The sequence below is a fragment of the Burkholderia sp. AU17457 genome (assembly GCF_002223255.1).
In the GTDB taxonomy this organism is placed as follows: domain Bacteria; phylum Pseudomonadota; class Gammaproteobacteria; order Burkholderiales; family Burkholderiaceae; genus Burkholderia; species Burkholderia sola.
Genome location: NZ_NKFB01000008.1, coordinates 977,963 through 1,004,339, shown reverse-complemented (window position 1 = coordinate 1,004,339; position 26,377 = coordinate 977,963). Strand labels below are relative to the sequence as shown.

20 protein-coding genes are annotated in these 26,377 nt (G+C 67.2%); 13 read left to right on the top strand and 7 right to left on the bottom strand.

Annotated elements, in window-relative coordinates:
- Positions 1-23: 23 nt before the first annotated feature.
- Positions 24-1,493 carry a glycine betaine/L-proline transporter ProP gene (gene proP / locus CFB49_RS34450; RefSeq protein ID WP_069619850.1) on the bottom strand — a complete coding sequence of 490 codons (1,470 nt, stop codon included), beginning with the start codon at positions 1,491-1,493 and terminating at the stop codon, positions 24-26.
- 274 nt (positions 1,494-1,767) lie between these two features.
- Entirely contained in the window at positions 1,768-2,796 is a 1,029-nt protein-coding gene (locus CFB49_RS34445) for a DNA topoisomerase IB (RefSeq protein WP_089438020.1), read from the bottom strand.
- A gap of 373 nt (positions 2,797-3,169) precedes the next feature.
- Between CFB49_RS34445 and CFB49_RS34440 the strand changes: the two genes are divergently transcribed.
- Genes CFB49_RS34440 through CFB49_RS34420 form a run of 5 tightly spaced genes read left to right on the top strand, consistent with a single transcriptional unit; the run spans position 3,170 to position 8,153 of the window.
- Positions 3,170-4,132, top strand: coding sequence for an ABC transporter substrate-binding protein (locus CFB49_RS34440; RefSeq protein ID WP_006482235.1), 963 nt, complete (start codon positions 3,170-3,172; stop codon positions 4,130-4,132).
- A gap of 60 nt (positions 4,133-4,192) precedes the next feature.
- A complete protein-coding gene (locus tag CFB49_RS34435; RefSeq protein WP_089493613.1) occupies positions 4,193-5,707 on the top strand; it encodes a sugar ABC transporter ATP-binding protein in 1,515 nt (504 codons plus the stop codon).
- On the top strand, positions 5,704-6,747 hold the full coding sequence (locus CFB49_RS34430; RefSeq protein ID WP_069619853.1) for an ABC transporter permease: 1,044 nt from the start codon (positions 5,704-5,706) through the stop codon (positions 6,745-6,747). The genes CFB49_RS34435 and CFB49_RS34430 overlap by 4 nt, the downstream gene beginning before the upstream one ends.
- Positions 6,744-7,832, top strand: coding sequence for a galactofuranose ABC transporter, permease protein YjfF (yjfF, locus tag CFB49_RS34425; protein ID WP_069619854.1), 1,089 nt, complete (start codon positions 6,744-6,746; stop codon positions 7,830-7,832). The genes CFB49_RS34430 and yjfF overlap by 4 nt, the downstream gene beginning before the upstream one ends.
- A gap of 33 nt (positions 7,833-7,865) precedes the next feature.
- Positions 7,866-8,153 carry a hypothetical protein gene (locus CFB49_RS34420; protein ID WP_069620105.1) on the top strand — a complete coding sequence of 96 codons (288 nt, stop codon included), beginning with the start codon at positions 7,866-7,868 and terminating at the stop codon, positions 8,151-8,153.
- 48 nt (positions 8,154-8,201) lie between these two features.
- Here the strand turns inward: CFB49_RS34420 and CFB49_RS34415 are convergent, their stop codons facing one another.
- Both CFB49_RS34415 and CFB49_RS34410 read right to left on the bottom strand, forming a co-directional pair.
- Complete coding sequence (locus CFB49_RS34415; RefSeq protein WP_089493612.1) at positions 8,202-10,553, bottom strand: sensor histidine kinase; 2,352 nt, start codon at positions 10,551-10,553, stop codon at positions 8,202-8,204.
- The gene (locus CFB49_RS34410) at positions 10,546-11,379 is read right to left on the bottom strand and encodes a response regulator transcription factor (RefSeq protein ID WP_069619856.1); all 834 of its coding nucleotides are present in this window, start codon (positions 11,377-11,379) and stop codon (positions 10,546-10,548) included. The genes CFB49_RS34415 and CFB49_RS34410 overlap by 8 nt, the downstream gene beginning before the upstream one ends.
- 1,472 nt (positions 11,380-12,851) lie before the next feature.
- On the opposite strand from CFB49_RS34410, the gene CFB49_RS37030 reads away from it, so the two are divergent.
- Complete coding sequence (locus CFB49_RS37030; RefSeq protein ID WP_089493611.1) at positions 12,852-16,796, top strand: YadA-like family protein; 3,945 nt, start codon at positions 12,852-12,854, stop codon at positions 16,794-16,796.
- Positions 16,797-16,921: 125 nt separating this feature from the next.
- Complete coding sequence (locus CFB49_RS34395) at positions 16,922-17,551, top strand: OmpA family protein (RefSeq protein ID WP_089493753.1); 630 nt, start codon at positions 16,922-16,924, stop codon at positions 17,549-17,551.
- Between the two features lie 203 nt (positions 17,552-17,754).
- Here CFB49_RS34395 and CFB49_RS34390 read toward each other — a convergent pair whose 3' ends face one another.
- The gene (locus CFB49_RS34390) at positions 17,755-17,943 is read right to left on the bottom strand and encodes a hypothetical protein (protein ID WP_059583815.1); all 189 of its coding nucleotides are present in this window, start codon (positions 17,941-17,943) and stop codon (positions 17,755-17,757) included.
- 202 nt (positions 17,944-18,145) lie between these two features.
- Here CFB49_RS34390 and CFB49_RS34385 point away from each other — a divergent pair, with 202 nt between their 5' ends.
- The 4 genes from CFB49_RS34385 (at position 18,146) to CFB49_RS34370 (ending at position 22,361) form a co-directional block, all read left to right on the top strand.
- Complete coding sequence (locus tag CFB49_RS34385; protein ID WP_069619858.1) at positions 18,146-18,361, top strand: DUF3820 family protein; 216 nt, start codon at positions 18,146-18,148, stop codon at positions 18,359-18,361.
- Between the two features lie 171 nt (positions 18,362-18,532).
- Positions 18,533-19,447, top strand: coding sequence for a LysR substrate-binding domain-containing protein (locus CFB49_RS34380; protein WP_069619859.1), 915 nt, complete (start codon positions 18,533-18,535; stop codon positions 19,445-19,447).
- A 185-nt stretch (positions 19,448-19,632) separates the two neighbouring features.
- Complete coding sequence (locus CFB49_RS34375) at positions 19,633-20,907, top strand: dicarboxylate/amino acid:cation symporter (RefSeq protein ID WP_089438015.1); 1,275 nt, start codon at positions 19,633-19,635, stop codon at positions 20,905-20,907.
- Positions 20,904-22,361, top strand: a complete 1,458-nt coding sequence (locus CFB49_RS34370; protein ID WP_373453200.1) for an amino acid racemase — start codon at positions 20,904-20,906, stop codon at positions 22,359-22,361. The genes CFB49_RS34375 and CFB49_RS34370 overlap by 4 nt, the downstream gene beginning before the upstream one ends.
- A 52-nt stretch (positions 22,362-22,413) precedes the next feature.
- Here CFB49_RS34370 and CFB49_RS34365 read toward each other — a convergent pair whose 3' ends face one another.
- Together CFB49_RS34365 and CFB49_RS34360 are read right to left on the bottom strand one after the other, a co-directional pair.
- Positions 22,414-22,884 (bottom strand): MaoC family dehydratase, encoded by a 471-nt coding sequence (locus tag CFB49_RS34365; RefSeq protein WP_069619861.1) that lies wholly within the window; start codon positions 22,882-22,884, stop codon positions 22,414-22,416.
- Positions 22,885-22,942: 58 nt separating this feature from the next.
- Complete coding sequence (locus tag CFB49_RS34360) at positions 22,943-24,016, bottom strand: carboxymuconolactone decarboxylase family protein (RefSeq protein WP_069619862.1); 1,074 nt, start codon at positions 24,014-24,016, stop codon at positions 22,943-22,945.
- A gap of 197 nt (positions 24,017-24,213) precedes the next feature.
- Here CFB49_RS34360 and CFB49_RS34355 point away from each other — a divergent pair, with 197 nt between their 5' ends.
- Positions 24,214-25,029, top strand: a complete 816-nt coding sequence (locus tag CFB49_RS34355) for an SDR family NAD(P)-dependent oxidoreductase (protein WP_256976420.1) — start codon at positions 24,214-24,216, stop codon at positions 25,027-25,029.
- A 47-nt stretch (positions 25,030-25,076) separates the two neighbouring features.
- Positions 25,077-26,354 (top strand): crotonyl-CoA carboxylase/reductase, encoded by a 1,278-nt coding sequence (ccrA, locus tag CFB49_RS34350; RefSeq protein ID WP_179235000.1) that lies wholly within the window; start codon positions 25,077-25,079, stop codon positions 26,352-26,354.
- Positions 26,355-26,377 lie beyond the last annotated feature (23 nt).

Sequence of the window (26,377 nt, the reverse complement as noted above, 5' to 3'; positions counted from 1 at the left end):
GCGCGGCGTCGCACCGGCCCGCGTTACGCGCGCTCGCTGACCGCCGTGAACTTGCGGTTGCGCACCGGTGCTTCGTCGGCGCCGCCGCGCACGAGGCTCAGCGCTTCCGCGCGGCTCGCGACGCACGGTCCGGAGCCCGGCAGCGGCTGGCGCGCGGTCTCGCGCAGCGCGAGCACCGATACGATGCCGATGAACGACGCGCCCATCAGGTAGTACGCGGGCATCATCAGGTCGCCGGTGCGATCGACCAGCCACGCGGTGACGAGCGGCGTCGTGCCGCCGAACAGCGACACCGACACGTTGAAGCCGATCGCGAGCGCGCCGTAGCGGATCCGCGTGGGGAAGAGGGCGGGCAGCGCCGACGGCATCACGCCCGTGAACGTCGACAGCAGGATGCCGTAGATCAGCATCCCGCCGAAGATCGGCAACATGCCGCCGGTGCGGATCAGCATCAACGCGGGCACCGACAGCACGAGCAGGCCCACGCAGCCGGCCATCATCACCGGCTTGCGGCCGACCTTGTCGGACAGGCGGCCGGCGTACAGCGTCATCGGCATCATCAGCACCATCACGAGCAGCACCATGAAGAGGCCCTGCGATTCGCGCACGTGCAGCGTCGCCGACAGGTAGCTCGGCAGGTACGACAGCGCCATGTAGTCGGTCACGTTGAAGATCAGCACGAGGCCGACGCACTGCAGCAGCGGCTTCCACTGTTCGACGAGCAGCGTCGCGAAGCGCTGCTTCGGCCGCGCGCGCTCGTCCGCTTCGCGTGCTTCGGCTTCCTTCTGGAAGGCCGGCGTTTCCTCGAGCTTGAGCCGCACGTAGAGGCCGACGAGGCCGAGCGGGCCGGCGATGAAGAACGGCACGCGCCAGCCCCATGACAGCAGCGCTTCCTGCGACAGCGTGGCCGTCAGCAGCGCGACCGTGGCCGCGCCGAGCGTATAGCCGATTAGCGTGCCGAATTCGAGGAAGCTGCCCATGAAGCCGCGGCGCTTGTCGGTCGAGAACTCGGCGATGAAGGTCGCCGCGCCGCCGTATTCGCCGCCGGTCGAAAAGCCCTGCACGAGGCGCGCGACGAGCAGCAGGATCGGGGCCATGATGCCGATCGACGCGTAGCTCGGGATCAGCCCGATCGCGAAGGTGCCGACGGCCATCATGATCATCGTCGCGGCGAGTACGCGCTGGCGGCCGATGCGGTCGCCAAGCGGGCCGAACACCATGCCGCCGAGCGGACGCACGAGGAACGCGGCCGCGAACGTGCCGAAGGTCGCGAGCAACTGTGCGGACGGGCTGCTGGACGGGAAGAACACCTTGCCGAGCGTGACGGCGATATAGCTGTAGACGCCGAAGTCGAACCATTCCATCGCGTTGCCGAACGCCATCGCGCCGACCGCGCGCTTGAGGACGGCAGGGTCGACGATCGTGATGTCATCCAGCTTGACGGACTGGCGCGAAGACCGGGCTTTCGCGGGGTGCGCTTGCGACGAACTCAATGATCTCTCCTGGAATGGCCTTGGCGGCGCGACCGGCGGGAATGCAGCGGGGGCGTGCGGGCCGGCGGACAGCGAAGGCGGATAGCTCGGGGATGCCTCGATGCCGGTGGCGTGACGCGCGCGGCGGACAGCACCGGGCAGGTGTGTTGTGCGAACCAGTTTAGAGAAACGGGCGCGAGCGGCTATCGGTCATGCGCCCGGAACCCGGTGGTAAACGACACGCGGGGAAGCGGTGCCGATTTCGCCCCGGCGGGCGGACGCGCGGCGTGCACGGTCATCTGGCCGCGCGCCGGCTCGCGGATACCAGCAACGCGACGAACGCCGCTTCATCCGCGCGCAGGCCGCGCGGCGTGCGCCGCACCGCGAGCGCGGCGAGCGTGCCCGCCTCGAACGCGTCGAGCACGGCCGGATGGATGTAGCAGCGCCGGCACACGGCCGGCGTATTGCGCAGCAGGTCGGCCACCGCGCGCACGGTCTCGACGATCTGCTTGCGCGCGTGCGTGACGCCGCGATGCTCGATGCGCCGCAGCAAACCGAGCGCGTGCACGCTGCCGGCCCAGGTCCGGTAATCCTTCGCGGTGAAATCGGCGCCGCCGGCCTCGCGCAGGTAGTCGTTCACGTCGGACGACCCGACCGGATGGCGTACGCCGTCGTCGTCCACATACTGGAACAACTCGTGCCCGGGCAGCTCCGCGCAGCGTCGCACGATCCGCGCGACCCGCGCGTCGTCGACCGTCACGTCGTGCTCGATTCCGCTCTTGCCGGCGAAGCGCAGCCGCACCTGGCCGGGCTGGATCTTCAAATGGCGCTTGCGCAGCGTCGTCAGCCCGTACGAGCCGTTTTCGCGCGCATATTCCGCGTTGCCGATCCGCGCGAGCGTCGTATCGAGCAAGCGGACGATCGTCGCGACGACCTTATCGCGCGGCATGCCCGGCAGCGCCAGATCGCGCGTGACGCGTGCGCGGATGCGCGGCAGCGCCCGCGCGAACGCGGCCATCCGCGCGTACTTGTTCGCGTCGCGGGTTTCGCGCCACTGCGGATGATAGCGATACTGCTTGCGGCCGCGCGCGTCGCGACCCGTCGCCTGAAGATGACCGCGCGGGTCCATGCAGATCCACACGTCGGTGTACGCGGGGGGAATCGCCAGCGCGTCGATGCGGGCGATTTCGTCGGCATCGCGCAGCCGCGCGCCGTCCGGCCCGTAGTACGCGAAGCCGTTGCGCAGCCGACGGCGCGTGTAGCCGGGCTGGCGGTCGTCGACATGGCGCAGCGCCACGACGGCGCTCGAAGCGGGCCGCTTCATGTCGCGACGCGCCGGCCGGCGGCGGCGGTGCGCGGCGACCCGCGCTCACGGGCAGCGATCATGCTTGTCTCCTTGGGTTCGCGTGAAGGGCGGGCGTGTGACATGGGGTGCGAACAGCCATGGCCAGGGAGCAAGAACCGTGCGCCGCGCCGCCCGGCCTTGCTCGCATGCTTAGGTGTTTATACGCATGCCGATTCCGGCATCGCCCCAATCCAATATTTCATTGGAAGGTTATCGGACTTGTTCCTACACTGATGCGGGGCCTGTATACCGCGCCGGCACGACACGCCGGCCGGCGCAGCCCGATCCGCGCCAGCGCCACGCAGAAACACAACAGCGCCGCGGCACACAACGACATCATCGGAGACGGACCATGACATTCATCAGGAAGCTGGCGGCCGGCGCGATCGTCGCCGCGGCGACGGTGCTGGCAGGCGGCGCGCACGCGCAGCAAAAGCCGATCACGCTCGGGTTCTCGCAGGTCGGCGCGGAAAGCGCATGGCGCACCGCGAACACCGTATCGGTGAAGAGCGCGGCGAAGGACGCCGGCATCAACCTGAAGTTTTCCGACGCACAGCAGAAACAGGAGAACCAGATTCGCGCGATCCGCTCGTTCATCGCGCAGAAGGTCGACGTGATCGCGTTCTCGCCGGTCGTCGAATCGGGCTGGGAGCCGGTGCTGACCGAAGCGAAGGCCGCGCATATCCCGGTGATCCTGACCGACCGCGGCGTCGACGTGAAGGACCCGTCGCTGTACGTGACGATGATCGGCTCCGACTTCCTCGAGGAAGGGCGGCGCGCGGGCCACTGGCTCGAAGAGCGCTACAAGAATGACGCCGGCCCGATCAACATCGTCGAGCTGCAGGGCACGGTCGGCTCCGCGCCGGCCAACGACCGCCGCGCCGGCCTGCTCGAAGTGATCAAGAACAATCCGAAATTCAAGGTGATCGCATCGCAGAGCGGCGACTTCACGCTCGCCGGCGGCAAGCAGGTGATGGAAGCGTTCGCGAAGACCTACGGCAAGCAGATCAACGTCGTCTACGCGCACAACGACGACATGGCGCTCGGCGCGATCCAGGCGATGGAAGAGGCCGGCATCAAGCCCGGCAAGGACGTGAGCGTCGTGTCGTTCGATGCGACCAAGGGCGGCTTCCAGGCGATGGTCGCGGGCAAGATCAACGTCGACGTCGAATGCAGCCCGCTGCTCGGCCCGCAATTGATGACCGCGGTGAAGGACGTGGTCGCCGGCAAGCAGTTGCCCAAGCGCATCGTGACCAACGAGACGGTGTTCCCGATGAACGTCGCGGCGCAGGTGCTGCCGACCCGCAAGTACTGACCTGTCCGCCCGGGCGGCGGCCTCGCGGCCACCGCCCGGCGACGCTTCGAGGGAGGATGCATGCAGAGTCCGCCGGTGGTCGAGATGATCGGCATCGACAAGTCGTTTCCGGGCGTCAGCGCGCTGCAGCGCGTGGACTTCCGGCTGTTTCCGGGCGAGATCCACGCGCTGATGGGCCAGAACGGCGCGGGCAAGTCGACGCTGATCAACGTGCTCACCGGCGTGCATGCGCACGATGCGGGCGAGATTCGCGTCGGCGGCGCGCCGGTGAATTTCGCCGCGCCGCGCGAGGCCGAGGCGGCCGGGATCCAGACGCTCTACCAGGAAGTGAACCTGTGCGCGAACCTGTCGGTCGCGGAGAACATCTTCGCGGGCCGGCAGCCGATGCGGCGCGGCGCGATCGACTGGAAGACGATCCATGCACGCTCGCGCGACGCGCTCGCCGAACTCGACCTGGCGCTCGACGTCACGCGTTCGCTCGACTCGTATCCGATCGCGGTGCAGCAGATGGTCGCGATCGCGCGTGCGGTGTCGGTCGACGCACGCGTGCTGATTCTCGACGAGCCGACGTCGAGCCTCGACGACGGCGAGGTCGCGCGGCTGTTCGACGTGCTGCGCCGGCTGAAGGCGTCGGGCATCGCGATCCTGTTCGTCACGCATTTTCTCGAGCAGACCTATGCGGTGTCCGACCGGATCACCGTGATGCGCAACGGCGAGCGCGAAGGCGAGTACCTCGCGCGCGACCTGCCGGTCGACGTGCTGGTCGCGAAGATGACTGGCCGCGAGCGCATGTCCGACACGTTGCAGGCCGGCGCCGCCGCGGTCGAGCGCACCGCCGCGGCCGATGCGCCGTTCCTGTCGATGCAGCAGGTCGGCCGGCGCGGGATGATGAGCGCGCTCGATCTCGACGTGCGCCCCGGCGAGATCGTCGGGCTGGCCGGGCTGCTCGGCTCGGGCCGCACCGAAACCGCGCAACTGGCGTTCGCCGCCGCGCGCCCCGATACCGGCGCGATCGAGATCGACGGCGCGCGCAAGCGGCTCGCGTCGCCGCACGACGCGGTGCGCAACGGCATCGCCTATTGCCCGGAGGACCGCAAGAAGGAGGGCATCGTCGCCGCGCTGTCGATCCGCGAGAACATCGTGCTCGCGCTGCAGGCGCGGCGCGGCTGGTGGCGGCTGATCGGTCGGGCGCGCCAGCGCGAGATCGCCGACACGTATATCGCCCGGCTCGGCATCAAGGCGCGCGACGCGGAGCAGCCGATCGGGCTGCTGTCGGGCGGCAACCAGCAGAAGGTGCTGCTCGCGCGCTGGCTCGCGACGGACCCGAAGCTGCTGATTCTCGACGAGCCGACGCGCGGCATCGACGTCGCCGCGAAGTTCGACATCATGGAGCGCGTGCTCGCGCTGTGCGCGCAGGGGCTCGCGATCCTGTTCATCTCGTCGGAGATCGGCGAGGTCGTGCGCGTGAGCCACCGGATCGCGGTGCTGCGCGACCGCCGCAAGGTCGCCGAACTGAGCGGCGCCGATGCGTCGGAGGAGCAGGTTTACCGGTTGATCGCGGGAGGCCAGTCATGACGTGGCTACGCACGCTGTTTCGTCATTCGCTCGCGTGGCCGGTGCTGACGCTCGCGCTGCTGTTCGCGCTGGACGTCGCGCATCGTCCGGGCTTCCTGTCGATCGCGCTGCTCGACGGCCATCTGTTCGGCGCGCCGATCGACATCCTGAACCGCGCGGCGCCGCTCGTGATCGTGTCGCTCGGCATGACCCTCGTGATCGCGACGCGCGGGATCGACATCTCGGTCGGCGCGATCGTCGCGATCGCCGGCGCGGCGGCCGCGACCGTGCTCGAGGCGGACCCGTCGCAAGTCGGCACGGCGCTGGCGGCCGCGCTCGGCGTCGGGCTGCTGGCCGGCGCGTGGAACGGGCTGCTCGTCGCCTTCGTCGGAATGCAGCCGATCATCGCGACGCTGATCCTGATGGTGGCCGGGCGCGGCATCGCGCAACTGTTGACGGGCGGCCAGATCATCCCGATCGGCGCGCCCGGCTACCTCGCCCTTGGCGGCGGCTATCTCGCGACCGTGCCGTGCGCGGTGTGGATCGCGCTTGCGACGATCGGCGCGATCGCGCTGCTGGTGAACCGCACGGCGCTCGGGCTGTTCATTCGCGCGATCGGCGTGAACCCGGTCGCGACGCGGCTCGTCGGGCTGCGCTCGGGCGCGATCGTGTTCGGCGTGTATCTGTGCTCGGGCGTGATGTCCGCGCTCGCGGGCATTCTCGCGAGCTCGAACGTGCGCAGCGCCGACGGCAACAACGCGGGCCTGCTGCTCGAACTCGACGCGATCCTCGCCGTCACGCTCGGCGGCACGTCGCTGCTCGGCGGCCGCTTCAGCCTCGCCGGCTCGGTGCTCGGCGCGCTGATCATCCAGACGCTCACCTACACGACCTATTCGATCGGCGTGCCGCCGGAGGCGACGCTCGTCGTCAAGGCGGTCGTCGTGATCGTCGTGACGCTGATCCAGTCGGACGCGGCGCGCGCGCTGCTCGTGCGGCATGCGTCGCGGCTGCTGCCTTCCGCGCGATCGCGCGCCACCACCACCGGAGCGACGCCGCGATGACCCGTTTTCTTGGCCGCCTCGCCGATCCGCGCACGCTGCCGATCGTCGTGACGATCGTGCTGTTCGCCGCGCTGTTCGGCTTCGGGTCCGTGATGTACACGGGCTTTTTCTCGATGCAGGTGCTGACCGGGCTGCTCGTCGACAACGCGTTCCTGCTGATCGTCGCGATCGGGATGACGTTCGTGATCGTGTCGGGCGGCATCGACCTGTCGGTCGGCTCGGTCGTTGCACTGACAACGATCTTCTGCGCGGTCGGCGCCGAACGGCTGCACTGGCCCGTGTGGGTGATCGTGCCGCTGGTGCTCGCGTTCGGTGCGCTGTACGGCGCGGCGATGGGCGCGCTGATCCACTACTTCCGGCTGCAGCCGTTCATCGTCACGCTCGCCGGGATGTTTCTCGCGCGCGGCGCGTGCTTCCTGATCACGACGCAGTCGATCACGATCAACGCGCCGGCGTTCCATGCGATCGCGGGCATCAGCGTGCCGCTAGGCGGCGGCATGCTGAGCGCCGGTGCGCTGATCGCGCTCGCGACGCTGGCCGTCGCGATCTACGTCGCGCATTTCACGCGCTTCGGCCGCAACGTGTATGCGGTCGGCGGCAACGAACGCTCGGCGCTGCTGATGGGCTTGCCGGTCGCGCGCACGAAGATCGGCGTCTATGCGCTGAGCGGCTTCTGTTCGGCGCTCGGCGGCGTGGTGTTCACGCTGTACGTGCTGTCGGGCTACGGGCTGCAGGCGCAGGGGATGGAGCTCGACGCGATCGCCGCGACCGTGATCGGCGGCACGCTGCTCACGGGCGGCGTGGGTTACGTGATCGGCTCGGTGTTCGGCGTCGGCATCCTTGGCACGATCCAGGTGCTGATCACGTTCGACGGCACGCTGAGTTCGTGGTGGACGCGGATCGTGATCGGCGCGCTGCTGTGCGTGTTCTGCGTGCTGCAGCGGGTCATCGAGCGGCACGCGACGCGGCGCCGCACCGGCGGCACCGGGCTCGGTGCGCGGCGGCCGACGCAGGCCGCCGCCGCCGCGCGGCCGGCGCCGCCCGAAGAGGACATCGCGCTGGTATCGACGATGCGGCGGTCGTAGTTCGACCGACCCCCCTTGCGCGAGGAGAACATGATGAAGCGCGATGATCTGACAACGGGCATGGCCGATGCGCTGGCCGTCGAGCATGGCCGTCGGCCGCTGCTCGACCTGGGCGACGCGCGCGATTGCCGGATCGTGGCCGACGCGCTGCGGGTGCTGCTGCGCGAGCGCTCGGAAGCGCTGGCGTTCGCGATGCGCGTGGCCGACGAGCATGGCCGCCCGCGCCCGGATGCCGGCGAATTCGGCTTGACCGACATCATTCGGCTGGCCCGCGTGGTCGAGCGGGCCGATCGGCAGCGTGAGGGAACCGCGGTGGAATGATGCGCGCGGTCGCATGCCGGCGCATGCCGCCCGCCCGCGTCCGCGCCGTCAGGCCGGCCCGGTCGTGTCCGCCTCGGTGTCGAACGACGTATCCGCGACGCGCGTGCGTTTCAGCGAGCCGGCCAGTTTTTCGATCGCATGCAAGTCCAGCGCATCGAGGTGCGCGCGCACTTCCTGCGCGAACGGCGCATGGTCCGGCTCGTCGGCATACTGGCCGAGCCATTCCTCGATATCGGTCAGCCGGCCCTCGCCGGCGAGCGCGATCAATTCGGCGAGCGCGTCGGCGGGCGGGCAGCGCATCGCGGGCGCGGCGCTGGCCGGTTCCGCTTCGACGGCGGGATCGAACCGCCTGACGAGCCCCGACGCCGGCGCGAGCGCATGGCCGAGGGCCGGCGCGACGACGGCGAACGAGAACGTCGTGCCGACGCCCGGCTGGCTTGCGACGGCCAGCTCGCCGCCCATCGCGGCGACGATGCGCTGCGCGATGAACAGGCCGAGCCCGGTGCCGCCGTTCACCGCCTGCACCTGCTGGTACGCGCGGAAGATGTCATCGGTCGCGGCGATGTCGATGCCGATGCCCGTATCGGCGACCTCGAACAGCAGGCGCCACGCATCGCCTTCGCGCGACGCGTGAACCGACAGCGCGACCGTGCCGTCGCGCGTGAATTTCGATGCGTTCGACAGCAGGTTCAGCAATACCTGTTGCAGGCGAATGCCGTCGATCAGCACCGTGCGCGGCAGCGCCGTGACCGGCCGATAGACGAACCGGTTGTGCTGCTGCTCGCACAGCGCGGCCGCGTAGTGGCCGATGTCGTCCAGCAGCCCGGGCAGGTCGGTGCGATCGGGCGCGACGCCGAGCGGCTGGAGTTCGGCCTTCGTGAACGCGAGCAATTCGTCGATCAGCGCGAGCTGGTAGCGGATGCTGCGGTCGATCGACCGGATCAACCGCGCCTGCCCGCGCGTCGCGCCTTGCAGCAGCAGCTTCGCATAGCCGTTGATCGTCGACAGCGGCGCGCGCAGGTCGTGGCTGACATAGCCGAGCGTCTCGATCTTCTGCTGCATGTGCGTCTTCGACTGCTGCAACGCTTCGTTGAGCGCCACCGTGCGCCGCGCGACCTCGTCGCGCAGCCGGTCCTGCTCGGTGAGCTGCCAGTGTTCGAGCCGCTTGCGTGCCTCGGTGCGCTGCCGGCCCACGTGGTGGATCCACGCGGCCAGCACCAGCAGGTGCGTCGCCAGCCCGATGATCGCGATGACGGGGTTCGGAAAGACGTCCGAGTGGATCCATGACAGCACGGACGGCAACGCATCCCGGCCGTCGAGTATGCGGATCAGCATGTTGAACGTCGCGAACCCGACCGCGATCAGCATCACGCGGGCCGTCGGGGTGCGCCGGATCACGAGCATCAGCGCGAGGCTGATGTTGACGAGCGCGAGCACGGTGTTCAGCCACAGGCAGAACCGGGCGAAGGTCGCCAGATCGCCGAACGCCGCGCCGGTCATCCCCGCGCATTCGAGCGCGAGAAACACCACGTACACCGCGCGCATCGGGATGTTCGCCTTCTCGCGATGCGAGACCATCAGGATGAAGGCGATGAAGCACGCGACGGACAGGTACACGAAGATCGTTTCGCCGCGCGTCGACCACTCGCGCGCGCCGGGCGACAGGAGCATCGCGAGATAGCCGCGGTACGCCGCTTCGAACAGCGCGGTGTTCAGGGTCAGCGCGGCCAGCACGTGGAACACGCCGCTGCGCGAGAAAAAGCCGATCAGCAGCGCACACCAGACGAGGGCGAGCAGCCCGCCGAAGAACCCGAAGTTCCACATCGACGCATGCAGTTCCTGCGCGATCCACGCGTCGCGGGTGAACGCGGCCGGCGCAAGCCGCATTTCCTTGCGCGACGTGATGCGGATCAGCACGGGGAGTTGTTCGCCCGCGCGCAGCGTGGCGTCGAGAGTCGGGTAGCGCGACGGCGCATCGAGCGCGTCGCCGCGGTCGGTCGGGAAGCTGCGCTCGAGCGTCCATTGGCCGTGCCGGTCGACGTAGAAGTCGGCGCGGTCGACGCGCGCGTCGCGAATCGCGAGCACCAGCGGGCGTGTCTCGCTGTCGCGGTTGACCAGCGTCGCGCGAACCCACCAGGCCGAGCGCGAAAACGACACGTTGAACACGGGAGGGGCGGCAGCGGCCGCGTGGCGGGCCGGGTCGGCGAGCCGGGCGGCGACTGCGTCGGCCGACAGCGTCTTGCCGGCGTCTTCGAAAACCGATACGGCTTCGAGTGGCGCGGGATTCGGCGCGGCAGCGGCACGCGCCGTCGCGCACGTGGCGGCCAGCGCCGCCAGAAGCAGGAGCAACGCGCGAAACGCACGATCTCCCGCCGCCCATGCCGCGTAGCGCCTACGCATCGCCGTGGCGCCCGCCCGGCGCGGCCGGCGCGTCGACCGCGTGGCGCTGGCGTCGCCAGTCGGACGGCGTGATGCCGAAGCGTTCGCGAAACGCCGTCGCGAAATTGCCGGGGGTGGAGAAGCCGATTTCCTCGGCGATGTCGCCGATCCCCATCGACGTTTCCGACAGGAAGTGCATCGCGGCGCGCAGCCGCGTGTCGCGCAGGTACTCGAATACGGTCTGGCCGAGATGATCGCGGAACACGCGCGACAGCCGCTTTTCGTGCGTGCCGACCTGCTTCGCGAGATCTTCGAGGGCCGGCGGATGGCGCAGGTCGCGCAGCAGCACGTCGCTCGCCGCGCGCACGAGCGCCGCGTCAGGGTTGTCGGGCAGTTCGGGCAGGTGCGCGAACGGCTGGCTGCGCCGCACCCGCTTCAGGTGATTGCGGATGCGCGCGATGACTTCCGCCGGTTCGAACGGCTTGATGATGTAGTCGATCGCCCCCGTTTCGAGCCCCGCGATCCGATCCTCGAGATCGCCCGCGGCCGTCAGGATGATCACCGGAATGGATTGCGTCGACGGCGTCGACGCCAGCAGCCGGCTCGCGGCGAAACCGTCCATGCGCGGCATGCGGACGTCCATCAGGATCAGGTCGGGCGCGATGGCCTGCGCGCGGTGGTAGGCCTGCAACCCGTCGAACGCGACGCTGATCCGGCACTGCGCGGTGCGCAGGATTTCGGTCAGGAGCCGCAGGTCGTTCGGGCGGTCGTCGACGATCAGAATATGGGCGCCGGCGAGATCCGGCGTGGTGCGTGGCGACGCCGAACTGGACAGGCGGGATGACATGGTTGCGAACGCGTTGGAAAGGAGTGGCGTGTCAGGTCGGAGGCATCGCAATCTGTACGATTATTGCAAAAAATTATATGTCGACAGCCGCGTCGATAGTGAGGATTCCGTGCGGCGCGTGGGGGCTTGTCGCAGCGGCGTCGCGGGGCGCGGCGGTGTCGTCCGTTCGTCGGGAAAATGAGTCGGAAAAATGTGCCGAATCGATTTATAAAATTCCGGTCTTTATTTCCGGTTAAATGACGGATGGAATGGAAATGGCCCGAATGATGAATTCATGCAAATAATGTCGAATTCGATGATGATGCTGTAAATCGAATCCACCGATTCCTTGTCGGTATATCGAGTTCTAGCCGAATACGGGCCGGTATTCGTCTTTCCGAAAAATCGGATTTTTCATTTTGATGTGTATGAATGTAAAAGCCGTCCGCTCCGGAAAAGGATTTTTCCGCTGCGGAAAAGGTTTGTTTGGACGAATATCGGCACACTAGCTCCAGAGCGGCTGGAATCGGTTTTCTGGATGTGTCCGGGCGCCAGGAAAGTTGCTATCGCCGTCGCTTCATGGGTAGCCAATATTCAATGTCACATCGATTGATGGCATTCCAACGGGCTGTGCGGTCGATTACAAAACGATAACAGGCACGAGGGTAATGAAAACGTCATCATCCGCGAAATTCACAGATAAACAAGATGAGTCGCGAAATGACGGGATGGGTCTGGGTGTGAGGCATCGGGCGAGAAGAAATCGTCACGAAAATTCGATCGATTAATTCGATGCCGGGGTCGTTCGGTGAGTGGCCGGGTTTTTCCGGAGATCCGGAAAAGCCGGACGCCCGCCGGACGGAAAGGGGTGAGTGACTTCGCGTGGGCCGCCGGGCGGATGGATCGATCCGGAGGTCGCGCGTGGCGCGCTATCGAATCAGGCGGATACGAAAAATATGAATACGACAAGCATGGCGGGTCAGGGCATCGGGTCGATAGACCCGGCGCCGGCTGTCAGCGTCAGCGATCCGGCGGCGCATGCTTCAGACCCGGGGACGGCGTGGCGCCTTTCGCCGCCTGAATGAAACATGACGGGCCGCCCGCGGTGCGGGCCGGCGTCCGTTCGTCCAGCGTCCGAACGACGCTTTTCCAGTGAAATTCGAAGTCGCCCTTCGGCGGGTGCGACGGTGCGCGCGCGTGCGGATTCGCGGCGCGTCGTGCGTCGTGTCGCCGGCGGGCAGGCGATGTCGACTTCCATGAATCGATAAACGGCGATTGCTGTTGCGCATCGTGCCGAACGGGCATGCGCGGCGATCGGTCGTGCACTCGCGACGTGAGTCGAGCGTGTCGGGCAACGCTGTTCGTAATTTTTATTAGTAATACGAAGTGAGAGGGGGGGCGTCGCGAGACAGGCGAAAGCGGAGAAGGTCCGCGCGTCGCCTGACGCCGCGTTCGCTGTTGCGTCATCCAGCACAGAACCGAGGGAATACAAGATGAACAAGTCGTTCAAGTCGATCTGGAACGAAGCATTGGGAGCCTGGGTTGCGGCTTCGGAGCTTGACCGGGCGCGCGGCAAGCGCGTGGCGTCGTCGAGGCGTGCGTCGGAATGCACCGCGCACGGAGAAGCCGCAACGCACGAGGGCATGCCGTCGGCGCCTTCGGTACTGAGACTGGCCGTGCTGACGGCGACCGCTTGCCTCGGGTTGTTCCATGCGAGTGCACATGCGCAGTACGCGCCGGATGGCGGTACCGCGTCGGGCGGCACGACGGCGATCTCGATCGGCCTCGGTTCGACTGCCGCGCAAGAGAATTCCACTGCGCTGGGCAACCTGTCGACAGCGCAGGGGTTGTCGGCCACCGCGCTGGGCCCGGGCGCGCATGCGATGGGCGATGGTTCGACGTCCGTCGGCATCAACTCGCAGGCGACCGGCGTCAACAGTTCAGCGCTCGGCGTGCAGGCGATCGGTTCCGGCGCCTACTCGGTCGCGATCGGCAACCTGTCGAGCGCGACCCAAAGCGGCTCGGTCGCGATGGGCAGCGGTGCGGCGGCGACCGGCGTTTCCGCCGTCGGGCTCGGCAACAACGCGTTGGCATCCGGCCAGTACGCTGCAGCGCTGGGTCTCGGCGCGAGCGCGGCCGGCGCGCAGAGCGTGGCGCTCGGCTATGCGGCGCATGCGACCGACACCGGCGCGGTCGCGGTCGGGAACCAGGCGACGAGTACGGGCGCGGCCGGCGTGGCCGTCGGCAGCGGGGCACTGACGACCGGTAATTCCGGCGTCGCGATGGGCGTCAACAGCGGCGCGAAGGGCACCGCGTCGATCGCGATCGGCTGGGGCGGCACCGCCGGCGTGCCGGGGTCGGGCACGCAGTCGCTCGGCACGAGCTCGATCGCGATGGGCTCGAACACGTCGGCCGGCGCGGACAATGCGCTGGCATTCGGCCTGAACGCCAACGCGTCGGGCGTCAGTTCGATCGCGATGGGCGTGCAGTCGACCGCGACGCAGCAGTTCGCGACCGCGCTCGGCAATCTGTCGCTCGCGACCGGCGTGTCCGCCAGCGCGCTGGGGCCCGGCGCGACCGCGTCGGCCACGAATGCGACGGCGGTCGGCATCAACAGCGTCGCGGCCGCGAGTTCGACCGTGGCGATCGGCGATTCCAACTCGGTTGCCGCGGCAGCGGGTGCGGGTTCGGTCGCGGGCGGCTACGGCTCGAAGGTGCTGGGCGGCGTCGGCGCCGTCGCGCTCGGCTTCGGCCAGACGGTGAGCGGCGACGGCGCGGTCGCGATCGGCGATCCGAGCACCGCGATCGGTACCGGCGCGGTCACGATGGGGTCGAACAACACCGCGAACGGCGACGGCGCGGTGGCGATCGGCAATACCAACAATGCGCAGGGCACGGGTTCGCTGGCGCTCGGCAATACGTCGACGGCAGCGGCGGCGGGGGCGGTCGCGTTCGGTGCGTCTGCCGTGGCCAACAACGCAAACGATGTCGCGCTCGGCTCGGGATCGACGACGGCCGCGCCGAATCCGACGGCCAGCGCGGTCATCGGCGGCGTCACGTACACCTTCAACGGCATCAACCCGACCAGCGTCGTCAGCGTCGGGAAAGCGGGCAGCGAGCGCCAGATCACCAACGTCGCGGCCGGGCGGATCAGTTCGGCGAGCACGGACGCGATCAACGGTTCGCAACTCGCCGCGACGAACACGGCGCTCGATTCGCTGTCGACGTCGACGGCGTCGAGCATCACGTCGTTGTCCACGTCTACGTCGACCGGCATCGGTTCGTTGTCCACCGGTTTGAGTTCGACCAACAGCACGATCACGTCGCTGTCCACGTCGACGTCGACGGCCGTCGGTTCGCTGTCCACCGGCCTGAGCTCGACCAACAGCAACCTGACGTCGCTGTCCACGTCGACCTCGACGGTCGTCGGTTCGTTGTCCACCGGTTTGAGTTCGACCAACAGCAACCTGACGTCGCTGTCCACGTCGACGTCGACGGTCGTCGGTTCGCTGTCCACCGGCTTGAGCTCGACCAACAGCACGATCACGTCGCTGTCCACGTCGACGTCGACAGTCGTCGGCTCGCTGTCCACCGGCCTGAGTTCGACCAACAGCAACCTGACCTCGCTGTCCACCGCCACGTCGACCGGCATCAGTTCATTGTCGACCGGCCTGAGCTCGATCACGAACAACAACACGAACCTCGGCAACAGCACGGCCGGCGCGATCGGCGGCGGCGCCACCTACGATCCGACCACCGGCACCATCTCCGCGCCGTCGTACGTGACGTACAACAGCGACGGCTCGACCACGATCAACAACAACGTCGGCTCGGCGATCGACAACATCAACGCGAACGGCATCAAGTACTTCCACGCGAACTCGACCGCGCCGGACAGCCAGGCGCGCGGCCTGGACAGCGTCGCGATCGGCCCGAACGCGATCTCGCGGGTGGACGGCAGCATCGCGCTCGGCTCCGGCTCGGTGGCCGACCGCGCGACGGCGCCCGCGTCCGGCATCATCCGCAACGGCAGCGCGTCGATCCCGTTCGACACGACCGACCAGACGCTGCTCGGCGCGGTATCGGTTGGCGATGCGACGAACCGGACGTACCGCCAGATCACCAACGTCGCCGACGGCACCGGCCAGCAGGATGCGGTGACCGTGCGGCAGCTGACCGGCGCGCTGCAGTCGTTCGCGGTCACGGGCCAGAAGTACTTCCACGCGAATTCGACGGCGGGCGATTCGCTCGCGGTCGGCGCGGAATCGGTCGCGGTCGGGCCGACGACGGTCGTCAACGGTGACAACGGCGTGGGCGTCGGCAACGGCGCGATCGTCGATCAGACCGCGCCGGGCGGGATCGCGATCGGGCAGGCGGCGAGTTCCGCGCAGGCCGATGCGATCGCGCTGGGCAGCGGCGCGACGGCGACCGGCGCGCAGTCGGTCGCACAGGGGGCGAATGCGGTGGCGGTCAGCGTGGGCAGCGTCGCGCTCGGCTCGGGGGCGCGCGGCAGCGCGACCGACGCGCTCGCGCTCGGCGCAGGGGCCTCGGCGACGTTCGCGAACAGCGTGGCGCTCGGCGCCGGTTCGCTGACCACGGTCGGCGCGCTGACGAACTACGTTGCGTACGGGCTGAGCAGCCCGCAGTCGTCGGCCGGCGAAGTGAACGTCGGCAACCGGCAGATCACGGGGCTGGCCGCCGGCAGGAACGGCACGGACGCGGTGAACGTCTCGCAGCTCGATTCGGTCGCGAACCAGCTGACGACGCTGATCGACCAGCGCACGACCAACCTCGGCGGGCAGTACACGACGAACCCGCCCGGCGGCAACGTGCCGCCGGGGGCGAGCGGTTCGAATTCGTCGGCGGGCGGCTCGGGGGCGGTCGCGTCGGGCTCGAACAGCACGGCGGTCGGCAATAGTTCGACGGCGTCCGGCAACGGCTCGACCGCGATCGGCGTGGGGTCGACCGCATCGGGCAACAACTCGACGGCACTCGGCGCGGGCAGCAACGACGGCGGCCGCTCGAACGTGGTCGCGGTGGGCTCGGGGAATTCGCCGCGGCAGGTCGTGAACGTCGCGGCCGGCACGCAGGGCACCGACGCGGTGAACGTGAACCAGCTCAACGCGGTATCGAACCAGTTCACGCAGTCGCTGAACACGGTCAACAACCAGCTCACGCAGATGCAGCAGCAGATTCAGCAGACCGATTCGATGGCCCGCGAGGGGATCGCCGCGACCGCCGCCCTGGCATCGATTCCGCACATGGACCGCGATTCGAACTTCGCGATGGGGGTCGGCACGGCGACGTTCCAGGGCCAGAAGGCCATGGCGGTCGGCGTGCAGGCGCGCATCACGGAGAACCTGAAGGCGACGGTGAACGGCGGTTTCGCCGGCAGCCAGCGCGTCGTCGGCGCGGGCATGCTGTATCAGTGGAAGTGATCGCGGGCAGCGGTTCGTTCCGGCACGGGTTGCCGGAGCGGGCCGCGCCGAACGCAAACGCACGCGCGTGCGGCCGCGTCATCGCGCCGCACACGCTGCGCCCATCGCATTCTCGGAGTCATCAAGTGAAAAACATCCATCTTGCCCTGCTGGCGTCCGTCGTTGCCCTCGCGGGCTGTTCGAGTGCGTCGGGGCCGACGTACAACGCGTACGAACTGCAGTCGCGAAACGGTATCCGGACGTTCCAGGTCGACTGCCACGGGATCCTGTCGACCGCGAAGACGTGCATGAAGGTCGCGACGCGCATGTGCGGCAACGAGGCCGTGCGCCTGGTCGACACCACCACGCCCTACCGCGACGGCGCCGATCCGCATTCGATCGTGTTCCAGTGCGGTGCGGCGCCCGCGCCGGCCGAGAAGGTGAGCCTGACCGGCGACGCATATTTCGCGACCGACTCGGCCGTGCTGACGTCCGCGGCCACCGCCGCGCTCGACGCGCTGTTGAACCGGCAGGGCGACCGGCATTTCTCGCGCGTGGAAGTGGACGGCTATACCGACGCGACCGGTTCGGACGCGCACAACCAGGCGCTGTCGAAGCGCCGGGCGGATGCCGTCGCCGGGTATTTGCGCGATCACGGGCTGAAAGCGGATGCGTTCGCCGCGGCCGGTCACGGCGAAGCCAGTCCGGCGGCGTCGAACGATACCGCCGAAGGGCGCGCGCGCAATCGTCGCGTGGAGATTTCGCTGCAGAAGTAGGACGCTGCGACCCAGTTGCCGCCAAGCGCGGCCGTCGAAGCCGGACGGCTCGCTTGCGGCAAGGATGCTCGACACAGACGAGCGCGGCGGGAAAGGCGCGTCGCGGCGTGCGCATGCGGTGTCCGTCACAGGAACGCCGCCGTCGCACGACGACTGGCGTCCCGCACGCGGATCGCCTTCCGTACCGGGCCGGGGATCGGCGTTCAGTGTCTGATCATGCAGACGGCCACGATCTCGTACCCCGGGTCGGCATGCGCGCTCGCGGCTTTTTCCGCTTCGTCATACGAACCAAAGGATGCGGCGTCTTCGATTGCCGGTGCCATGCCGATATCGCCGTCCTCGGCGGTGCACAGGAACTGCTCGCCGGTTTTCACGACGTAGATGGACATCATGGTTCCCTCCATCGTTTTGCAGGGGGAAGTTTCAGTCTAGCAGGCAGCAACGAAGTCGGCAGTTGATGCGAATCCGGCCGTCAATCGGGGCCGGTTTGCCGATTCGGCCGGCCGTGAAGGGCCGGATTCGCAGCCGTGGAGCGGTGGGCACGGAGCGGGGCCGCGATGCGCGCGGGAGCGAAAAGCCGTGCACAATGCGCGCATGCGCACCCCTGATCTTGAATGCCTTGTCGCCGTCACGATGCCCTTCGGAAAATACAAGGGCCGACTCATTGCCGACTTGCCCGGCCCCTACCTCAACTGGCTGGCGCGCGAAGGATTCCCGCGCGGGGAACTCGGCCGACAGCTCGCGCTCATGCACGAGATCGACCATAACGGCTTGCGGCACCTGCTGGAGCCGCTGCGCAAACCGGCTTAGCGCGGCGTCACGCGCCGCGACAGGCGCTTGTCGACCTCGCCGCACTGCATGCCCCGTCGGCGGGAGCAGGCTTCGGAGCGTGGACGGCCGCGACGAGCACATACAATGTGTGCGTTCGTCGGTTGAGTGCCGCGCGCACCCCGACTCCTTCCGCGCATCTCGAGGGCCAGCATGGAAATCAAATGGATCGAGGACTTCCTCGCCCTCGCTCAATATCAAAGCTTTTCCCGGGCCGCTGAATTTCGCAACGTCACGCAATCGGGCTTCAGCCGCCGCATCCAGTCGCTCGAACAATGGATCGGCGCGGAGCTGATCGATCGCAGCAGCTTTCCGCCGGTGCTGACGCCGGCCGGCCGCCTGTTTCGCGAGACGGCGGAGGACGTGCTCAGCCGCCTGTTCGACACCCGCGCGATCATCCGCACCGAGCAGCGGATCGCCGGCAAGAGCCTGCAGATCGCCGCGGGCCACACGATCGCACTGAGTTTCCTGCCCGGCTGGCTCAAGGCGCTCGCGCCGCATTTCGGCGAGGTGCGGGCGCGCGTCATTCCGACCAATGTCCACGATTCGATCCTGATGCTCGTCAACGGCAACTGCGAGCTGATGTTTGCGTACCACCATCCTGAATTGCCGCTTCATCTCGATCCCGCGAAGTACGCGCACCTGACCGTCGGGCTCGACACGTTGATGCCGGCGTGCCGGCCGAACCGTCGGTCCGCGCCTGCATTCCGCCTGCCCGGTACGAAGCAGCATCCGCTGCCGCTGATTTCGTATACGGAGACCAGCTACTTCGGGCGCTGCCTCGCGCTGCTGCTCGGCCGCGCATCGGACGCGCCGGCATTGCAACTGCACTACGAGTCCGACATGGCCGAAGTGCTGAAGAAACTCGTGATGGAAGGCGAGGGCGTCGCATGGCTGCCCCGCAGCGCGATCGGCGCCGAACTGGCGTCCGGCGAACTCGTGCCGGCCGGGCCGGCGGCGTGGAACCTGGAAATCGAACTGCGCGTGTATCGCGACGTGTCGAACCGCAGCGAATTTCTCGACACGCTGTGGCAGCACCTGCGCGCGGCGCCTTCCCGGCTCGGCTGAGCCGGGGGTTTTCCCGCGTTATGCGGGGCTCGCATACCGCCATGTTGCTCCGGCATCACGTTTTTTTCGGTCCTCCCTACCATTCGTTCCAACGGCAAATGTGACGCATGACACGCGTCGCGCGGCCTTCTTCGCCACGCTCGTCCGCCTTCCGGCGGCCGGGCGCCACCCACGGACGAACGGACATGAAAAATCGCCTTACCTTGAGCATCGCAGTCGGCATGATCGCAGGTGTCGTCGCCGGTTATGCGTGCCACGCGACTATCGAGGACCCGGCCCCGCTCAAAGCAGTCGCCGGCTATTTCTCGATCGTCACCGACATATTCCTGCGGCTGATCAAGATGATCATCGCGCCGCTGGTGTTCGTGACGCTCGTATCCGGGCTGGCCGGCATGGACAGCGGCGGCGACGTCGGGCGCATCGGCCTGCGCTCGATCGGGTGGTTCGTCTGCGCGTCGCTGATTTCGTTGAGTCTCGGCTTCGCGATGGCGAATGCGCTGCAGCCGGGCGCCGGCCTGAACCTCACGGCCACTGCCGGCGAGGCCGGCGCCGGACTGAACACCGCCGCGCTGAACGCACGGGACGTGATCACGCACGCGTTCCCGACCAGCCTGCTCGACGCAATGGCGCGCAACGACATCCTGCAGATCCTGGTGTTCTCGGCGTTTCTCGGCATCGCGTTGAGCGCGCTGAAGCACGACGAGCGCGTGAGCGTCGTGATCCGGTCGATCGACGGGATGGTGCCGGTGATGCTGCGCCTGACGAACTACGTGATGCGCGCGGCGCCGCTCGGCGTGTTCGGCGCGATCGCGTCGTCGGTCACGCTGCGCGGGCTCGACGTGATCTATACGTACGGCAAGCTGATCGGCGCGTTCTATCTCGGGTTGCTCGTCCTCTGGGCGATCCTGATCGGCGTCGGCTACCTGTTTCTCGGACGACGTATCGGAAGCCTGCTGAAGGCCGTACGCGAACCCGCGCTGATCGCGTTCTCGACCGCGAGCAGCGAGGCCGCGTATCCGCGGCTGACCGAGCAGCTCGAGCAGTTCGGCGTCGACAAGAAGGTGGTGGGCTTCACGTTGCCGCTCGGTTATGCGTTCAACCTCGACGGCTCGATGATGTATCAGGCGTTTGCCGCGCTCTTCATCGCGCAGGCGTTCGGTGTGCACATGCCGTTGTCGGAGCAGGTGTTCATGCTGCTGGTGCTGATGTTGAGCAGCAAGGGAATGGCCAGCGTGCCGCGCGGGTCGGTGGTCGTGGTCGCGGCGGTCGCGCCGATGTTCCATCTGCCGGTGGCCGGCGTCGCGCTGGTGCTTGCGATCGACCAGATCCTCGACATGGGCCGCACGATGACGAACGTGATCGGCAACAGCGTGGCGACGGCGGTGATCGCGAAATGGGAAAGCCGGCGCGCCGCGAAGCCGCGGGACGCCGTGTTCGACCGGCCGGAGCTGAATGCATGATGCGCACGGACAACGTGACCGCGCGGCGGACTTTCGGCGTGGTCGGCGGCCTCGGGCCGCTGGGCAGTGCCGACGTGTTCTTCAAGATGGTGAAGGCGACGCCTGCGTCGTCGGACGACGCGCACCCCGAAGTGATCTTCGAGCAACACCCGTTCGACGGCTCGGGGGAGGGGAGTGCCGCGACCGCCGAGCGCAAGCTGTACGTGTTCGACATGATCCGGCAGCTCGAGAAGCGCGGCGTGACGACGGTCGTGCTGCCGTGCTTCCTGAGCCACACGTTCATCGACGAGCTGAAGGCGAATACTTGCCTGCCGATCGTGGATATCGTCGAAGCCGTTCGCAGTCATGTGCGGCGCACGCACCCGGACGCGACGCGTATCGGCGTGCTGGCTTCCGACTACGTGCGGGACAAGCGGCTCTTCGATGCGTATTTTCCGTCGCCGCGGTTCGAAGTCGTCTATCCGCGGCCGCACGACGGGATCGACCTCGTGACCGAAGCCATCTACGGCGCCGACGGCATCCAGCGCGGCAATCTTCGGGGGCGTCCGGTCGAGTGGTTGCGCCGCGCGTGCGACGACCTGATCGATCAGCGTGTGCACGTGATCGTCCCCGGCCTGACCGAGATCGCGCTGGTCGCCGATGCAATCCGTCCGCGGCGTGTACCGCTGGTGGATTCGAACCAGGCCTATGCGCAGTACGCGCTGACCGAACAGCCGGCTTTGCGTGCGGCGGCGTTCAAGCTCGGCGTGGTCGGCGGCGTCGGCCCGGCCGCGACGGTCGATTTTCTGGACAAGATCGTGCGCAACACGCCGGCGTCCCGCGATCAGGACCATGTCAAGCTGCTGGTCGAACAGAATCCGCAGATTCCCGATCGAACGGAGAACCTGGTGGGCGCCGGCGCGGACCCGACGATCTCGCTGTACGCCACCTGCAAGCGGCTCGAGGAAGGCGGGGCGGACGTCATCGCGATTCCGTGCAACACCGCGCACGCGTTCGTCGAACGGATTCAGCCGCACCTTGGAATTCCGATCGTCAACATGCTGACCGTGACGGTCGCGCACTTGCGCGATACGTGGCCGGCGCTGCGCGAGGTCGGCGTGCTGGCGACGTTCGGCACGATCGCTAGCGACGTCTATCAAAAGGCGCTCGAATTGCAAGGGCTCCTGCAAGTCGCGCCGACGGCCGCGTTGCAGGCGCGCGTGATGGAGGCGATCTACGGCAAGCACGGCGTGAAGGCCGGCTTCACGACCGGGCGGTGCAAGGAGGATATCGGCGCGGCGGTCGACGCGCTGATCGCCGACGGCGTGCGCGTGATCGTGCTCGGCTGCACCGAGCTGCCGATCCTGCTGCCGGGCGGCGAATACGTCGCGCGAAATGGCGAACGCGCGACGCTCGTCGACCCGACCGACGTGCTCGCACGGTCGTGCATTGCCTATGCGGCGGGCGGCGGCTGAACGGATTCCGGCCCGACGTGGGCGTTGACGCGGTGCCGGCCACGCCAGGCCGTCAAACTTCCTGACCCTGTACGTTCGCCGCGTCTTTCCGTCGCTCCGCGATGTTCGTCGGCATGACGACCGCCGTGCCTTCCACCACGACGAGACCGTTGACTTCGCAACAGGTTTCCAGCACGACCCGCCGCCGGCTCGCGAGAATCTCCTTGACCGTCACGGTCGCGCAAACCGTTTCGCCGAGCTTCACCGGGCGCCGGAATTGCAGATCCTGCGACAGGTAGATCGAACCCGGGCCGGGAAGGTGCGTCGCAATGGCCGCCGATATCACCGAGGCGGACAGCATGCCGTGGGCAATGCGGCCGCCGAATCGTGTCTGCTTCGCATAGGCGTCGTCGAGGTGCACCGGATTCTTGTCGCCCGACGCGCTTGCAAAGAGGAACACGTCGCGCTCGGACAGTGTTTTCAGGAAGCGCGCACTCATGCCCGGGATGAGATCCTCGAGATCGTATCCGCCTTCGTCGTTCATCGTCTGTTCCCGTATCGTTCGTACCACGTCGTGTTGGAGGGGCGAGCGTCGTCGTTCGCTATGCCGCTGCGCTTTCCTGTTGCGGCGCCGTGCGCACATCCGGCGACGCGAACAATCGATTTGCCGAGTCAAGCGCCCATTGCGCGGCGAGCACACCGGCGTGCGGCAATGCGCCGACGATGGCATCGATGATTTCGCGCTGCGATGCGCCGAGCGACAGCGCCCCGCGCATATGAGCCGCAAGTGCGTCGACGTCGGCATTGCGGGCGACGCAAGTCAGGCAGGCGATGGCCGTCAGGTGTCGTGCCTTCGTGTTTTCGATCGAAGCCGGCTGCGACGTCGACGCCTGAAGCTCGTCGAGGCAACGAGATAGTTCGCGCGACATATCGGTGTATGCGCCGGGCGCGTCGATGCGGCGTTCGGACGCTTCCGGCGCTTCCGGTGCGGTGACTGCGTTCGCCTGCGCCGAACCGGGGCAGCCGTCCGCCGCATCGAACACGGCGAGCGCAATGCGCGACACGGGCAGCACCAGCGGCCAGCCGATATAGCCGGTGAGTTGAATCAATACCTCGGTCAGTTCACTGCGCGTCCAGCCGACATCGAGACAGACCCTCAACTGCTGGCGGACCGCGTCGTGCCGATTTTCGAGTGCGATGACGATCGCGAGCGTCGCGAGTCCGCGCTCCTTGGGCGTCAGCGCATCGAATGGCCGCTGCCGACGCTGCAGCAGGTAGGCGAGCGCGCAATCGTACCCTTCAACGAGATCGGCCACGTGGTCGGCGCCGACGCCACGCTCCCGCAGCAACGCCGCGACGTGGAGCATGCCGGCCATCGCCACCGGCACCCCTGCGTAGTCCAGCGTCAGCAAGACCGTTTCGAACAGCGCCTCGGGCGTCCAGCCCGTGTTCAACATGCCGCCCGCGTGGTATCTGAGTGCGGAATCGGCATTGCCCATCGTGGTCAGCGCCGCGACGGTCACCAGTTCGCGGTTTTTCAGCGACAGATTGGGGCGGGCAATGATGTCCGCATAAGCGCCCTCGACGAGCAGTCGCCCGAAATCCGGATCCAGGCGATCGAGCGCGGCGCTGAGGCCGCTGAAGCCTTCGACGCCAATGGCATGGATGACGGACATGCCGAGTTCATGTCTGGATATCGTGTTCGCGTGCATGGTTGACTCAATCGGTTGAACGCTGAAGCCACTGACGTTCCGGATGATATTCGCCCGCTAGAAAATCAAATTTGAACTTTTATGAACTTTCATCTTCGCCCGGTTTTCGCCGTCTAGAATCGTCCCGACTACGAGATGGCAATTGGATTCAGACGGGTGGAATGGATCAACGGATGGCTATCAGGAATCCGTCATATCAACGCAACCGGGAGAGTGCAGTGTCGAGATTTCAAGATAAGGTCGTCCTCGTGACCGGCGGGAGTTCGGGCATCGGTCGCGTCACCGCGTTGCGGTTTGCGGCGGAAGGCGCGCATGTCGCGATCGCATCGCGTCGTACCGACGAGGGGCTGGCCGTCGTCGAGGCAATTCGCACCTCGGGCCGCAACGCGATGTTCGTGAAGACCGATGTCTCCCGCGCGGACGATTGCGCAAATGCGGTCGCGCGAACGGTAAGCGAATTCGGCCGGCTGGATATCGCCTTCAATAATGCCGGCGTCGAGTCGTTCGGCAAGCCGGTGGCCGATACCGACGAGGCGAGCTGGGATTTCGTCGTGGACATCAACCTGAAAGGGATGTTCCTGTCGATGAAATACGAAATTCCGGAAATGCTGAAAACAGGCGGCGGCGCGATCGTCAATATGTCGTCCACTTACGGAATAGTGGCATCGGCATTCGGCGGCTGCGCGTATCACGCGTCGAAGGCCGGCATTCTCGGCCTGACGAAAGCGGCGGCGCTCGAATATGCGAAGCAGAATATTCGCGTCAATGCGATTTGCCCGGCCTTCGTCGCGACGGCGATGGTCGAGAAGTTTCTCGGCGAGACCGGCATGACCGATCAGATCAAGGCATTTCATCCGGTAGGCCGCCTGGGGACCGAAGACGAGATTGCGAAGGCGGTCCTGTTCCTCGCGAGCGAAGAGTCGTCGTTCATGACGGGCACTGCGCTCTCCGTGGACGGCGGCATGGCCGCGGCCTGACCTGCGAGCGTCATCTCAATCGAATCGGATCTTTTGGGGATATCAATATGGATGCCAAAGTATTGGATATGGCGGTCGAAACGAGACGTGACCAGTCTGAATTGTTCGAGATCGGCAGCCCGATTCCGCTCGGCGTCGTGCCCGCGAAAATGCATGCATGGACGATTCGCCGCGAGAATCACGGCGAGCCCCAGCGCGCGTTCACGAAGGAAATCGTCGACGTGCCGTCGGTCGGCCCCAACGACGTGCTGATCCTCGTGATGGCGGCGGGCGTCAACTACAACGGCGTGTGGGCAGCGCTCGGTCAGCCGTTCTCGGTGCTCGACCTGCACGACGATCCGTATCACATCACCGGGTCGGACGCCGCGGGCATCGTCTGGGCCGTCGGGTCGAACGTGAAGAAGTGGAAGGTCGGCGACGAGGTGGTCGCGCATTGCTCGCAGGTCGACGGCGACGACGAGGAATGCAACGGCGGCGATCCGATGCTGTCGCCGTCGCAGCGCATCTGGGGTTACGAGACCTCCCATGGCTCGTTCGCGCAATTCGCGCGCGTCCAGTCCACGCAGCTGATGCCGCGCCCGAAGCATCTCACGTGGGCCGCGAGCGCGTGCTACACGCTCACGCTCGCCACCGCATACCGGATGCTGTTCGGACACAAGCCGCACGTGCTGTCGCCGGGCCAGTCGGTGCTCGTATGGGGCGCGGCAGGCGGATTGGGCACGATGGCGATCCAGCTCGCGGCGCTGGCCGGCGCGCGCCCCGTCGCGGTGGTCTCCGACGATTCGAAGGCGGAATTCGTCAAGCGGCTCGGCGCGGTCGGCGTGATCAACCGCTCGAACTTCTCGTGCTGGGGCACGCCGCCCTCCGTCGATGAAAAAGACGCGTACGCCACCTATGTCGACGGCGTGAAGAAGTTCGGCAAGGCGATCTGGGATGCGCTCGGCGAAAAGCGCGACGTCGACATGGTGTTCGAACACCCGGGCCGCAATACCTTCGCGCCGTCCTGCTACGTCGTGAAGCGCGGGGGCATGGTCGTCTTCTGTGCGGCGACGAGCGGCTACGACCTGACCTGCGATGCACGCTACGTATGGATGCGGCAGAAGCGCATCCAGGGCAGTCACTTCGCGAGCCTCAAGGAGGCGGCGCAGGCGAACCGGCTCGTGATGAGCGGCAAGATCGACCCGTGTCTGTCGGAAGTGTTCCCGTGGAACCGCCTGCCGGACGCGCACGCGAAGATCCGCGCGAACGAGCACTTGCCGGGCAACATGGCGGTGCTGGTTCAGGCGAGCAGCCGCGACGATCTCGACGCCGCGCGTCGCCACTAGCCACGAAGCATTCTTCTTGCTGA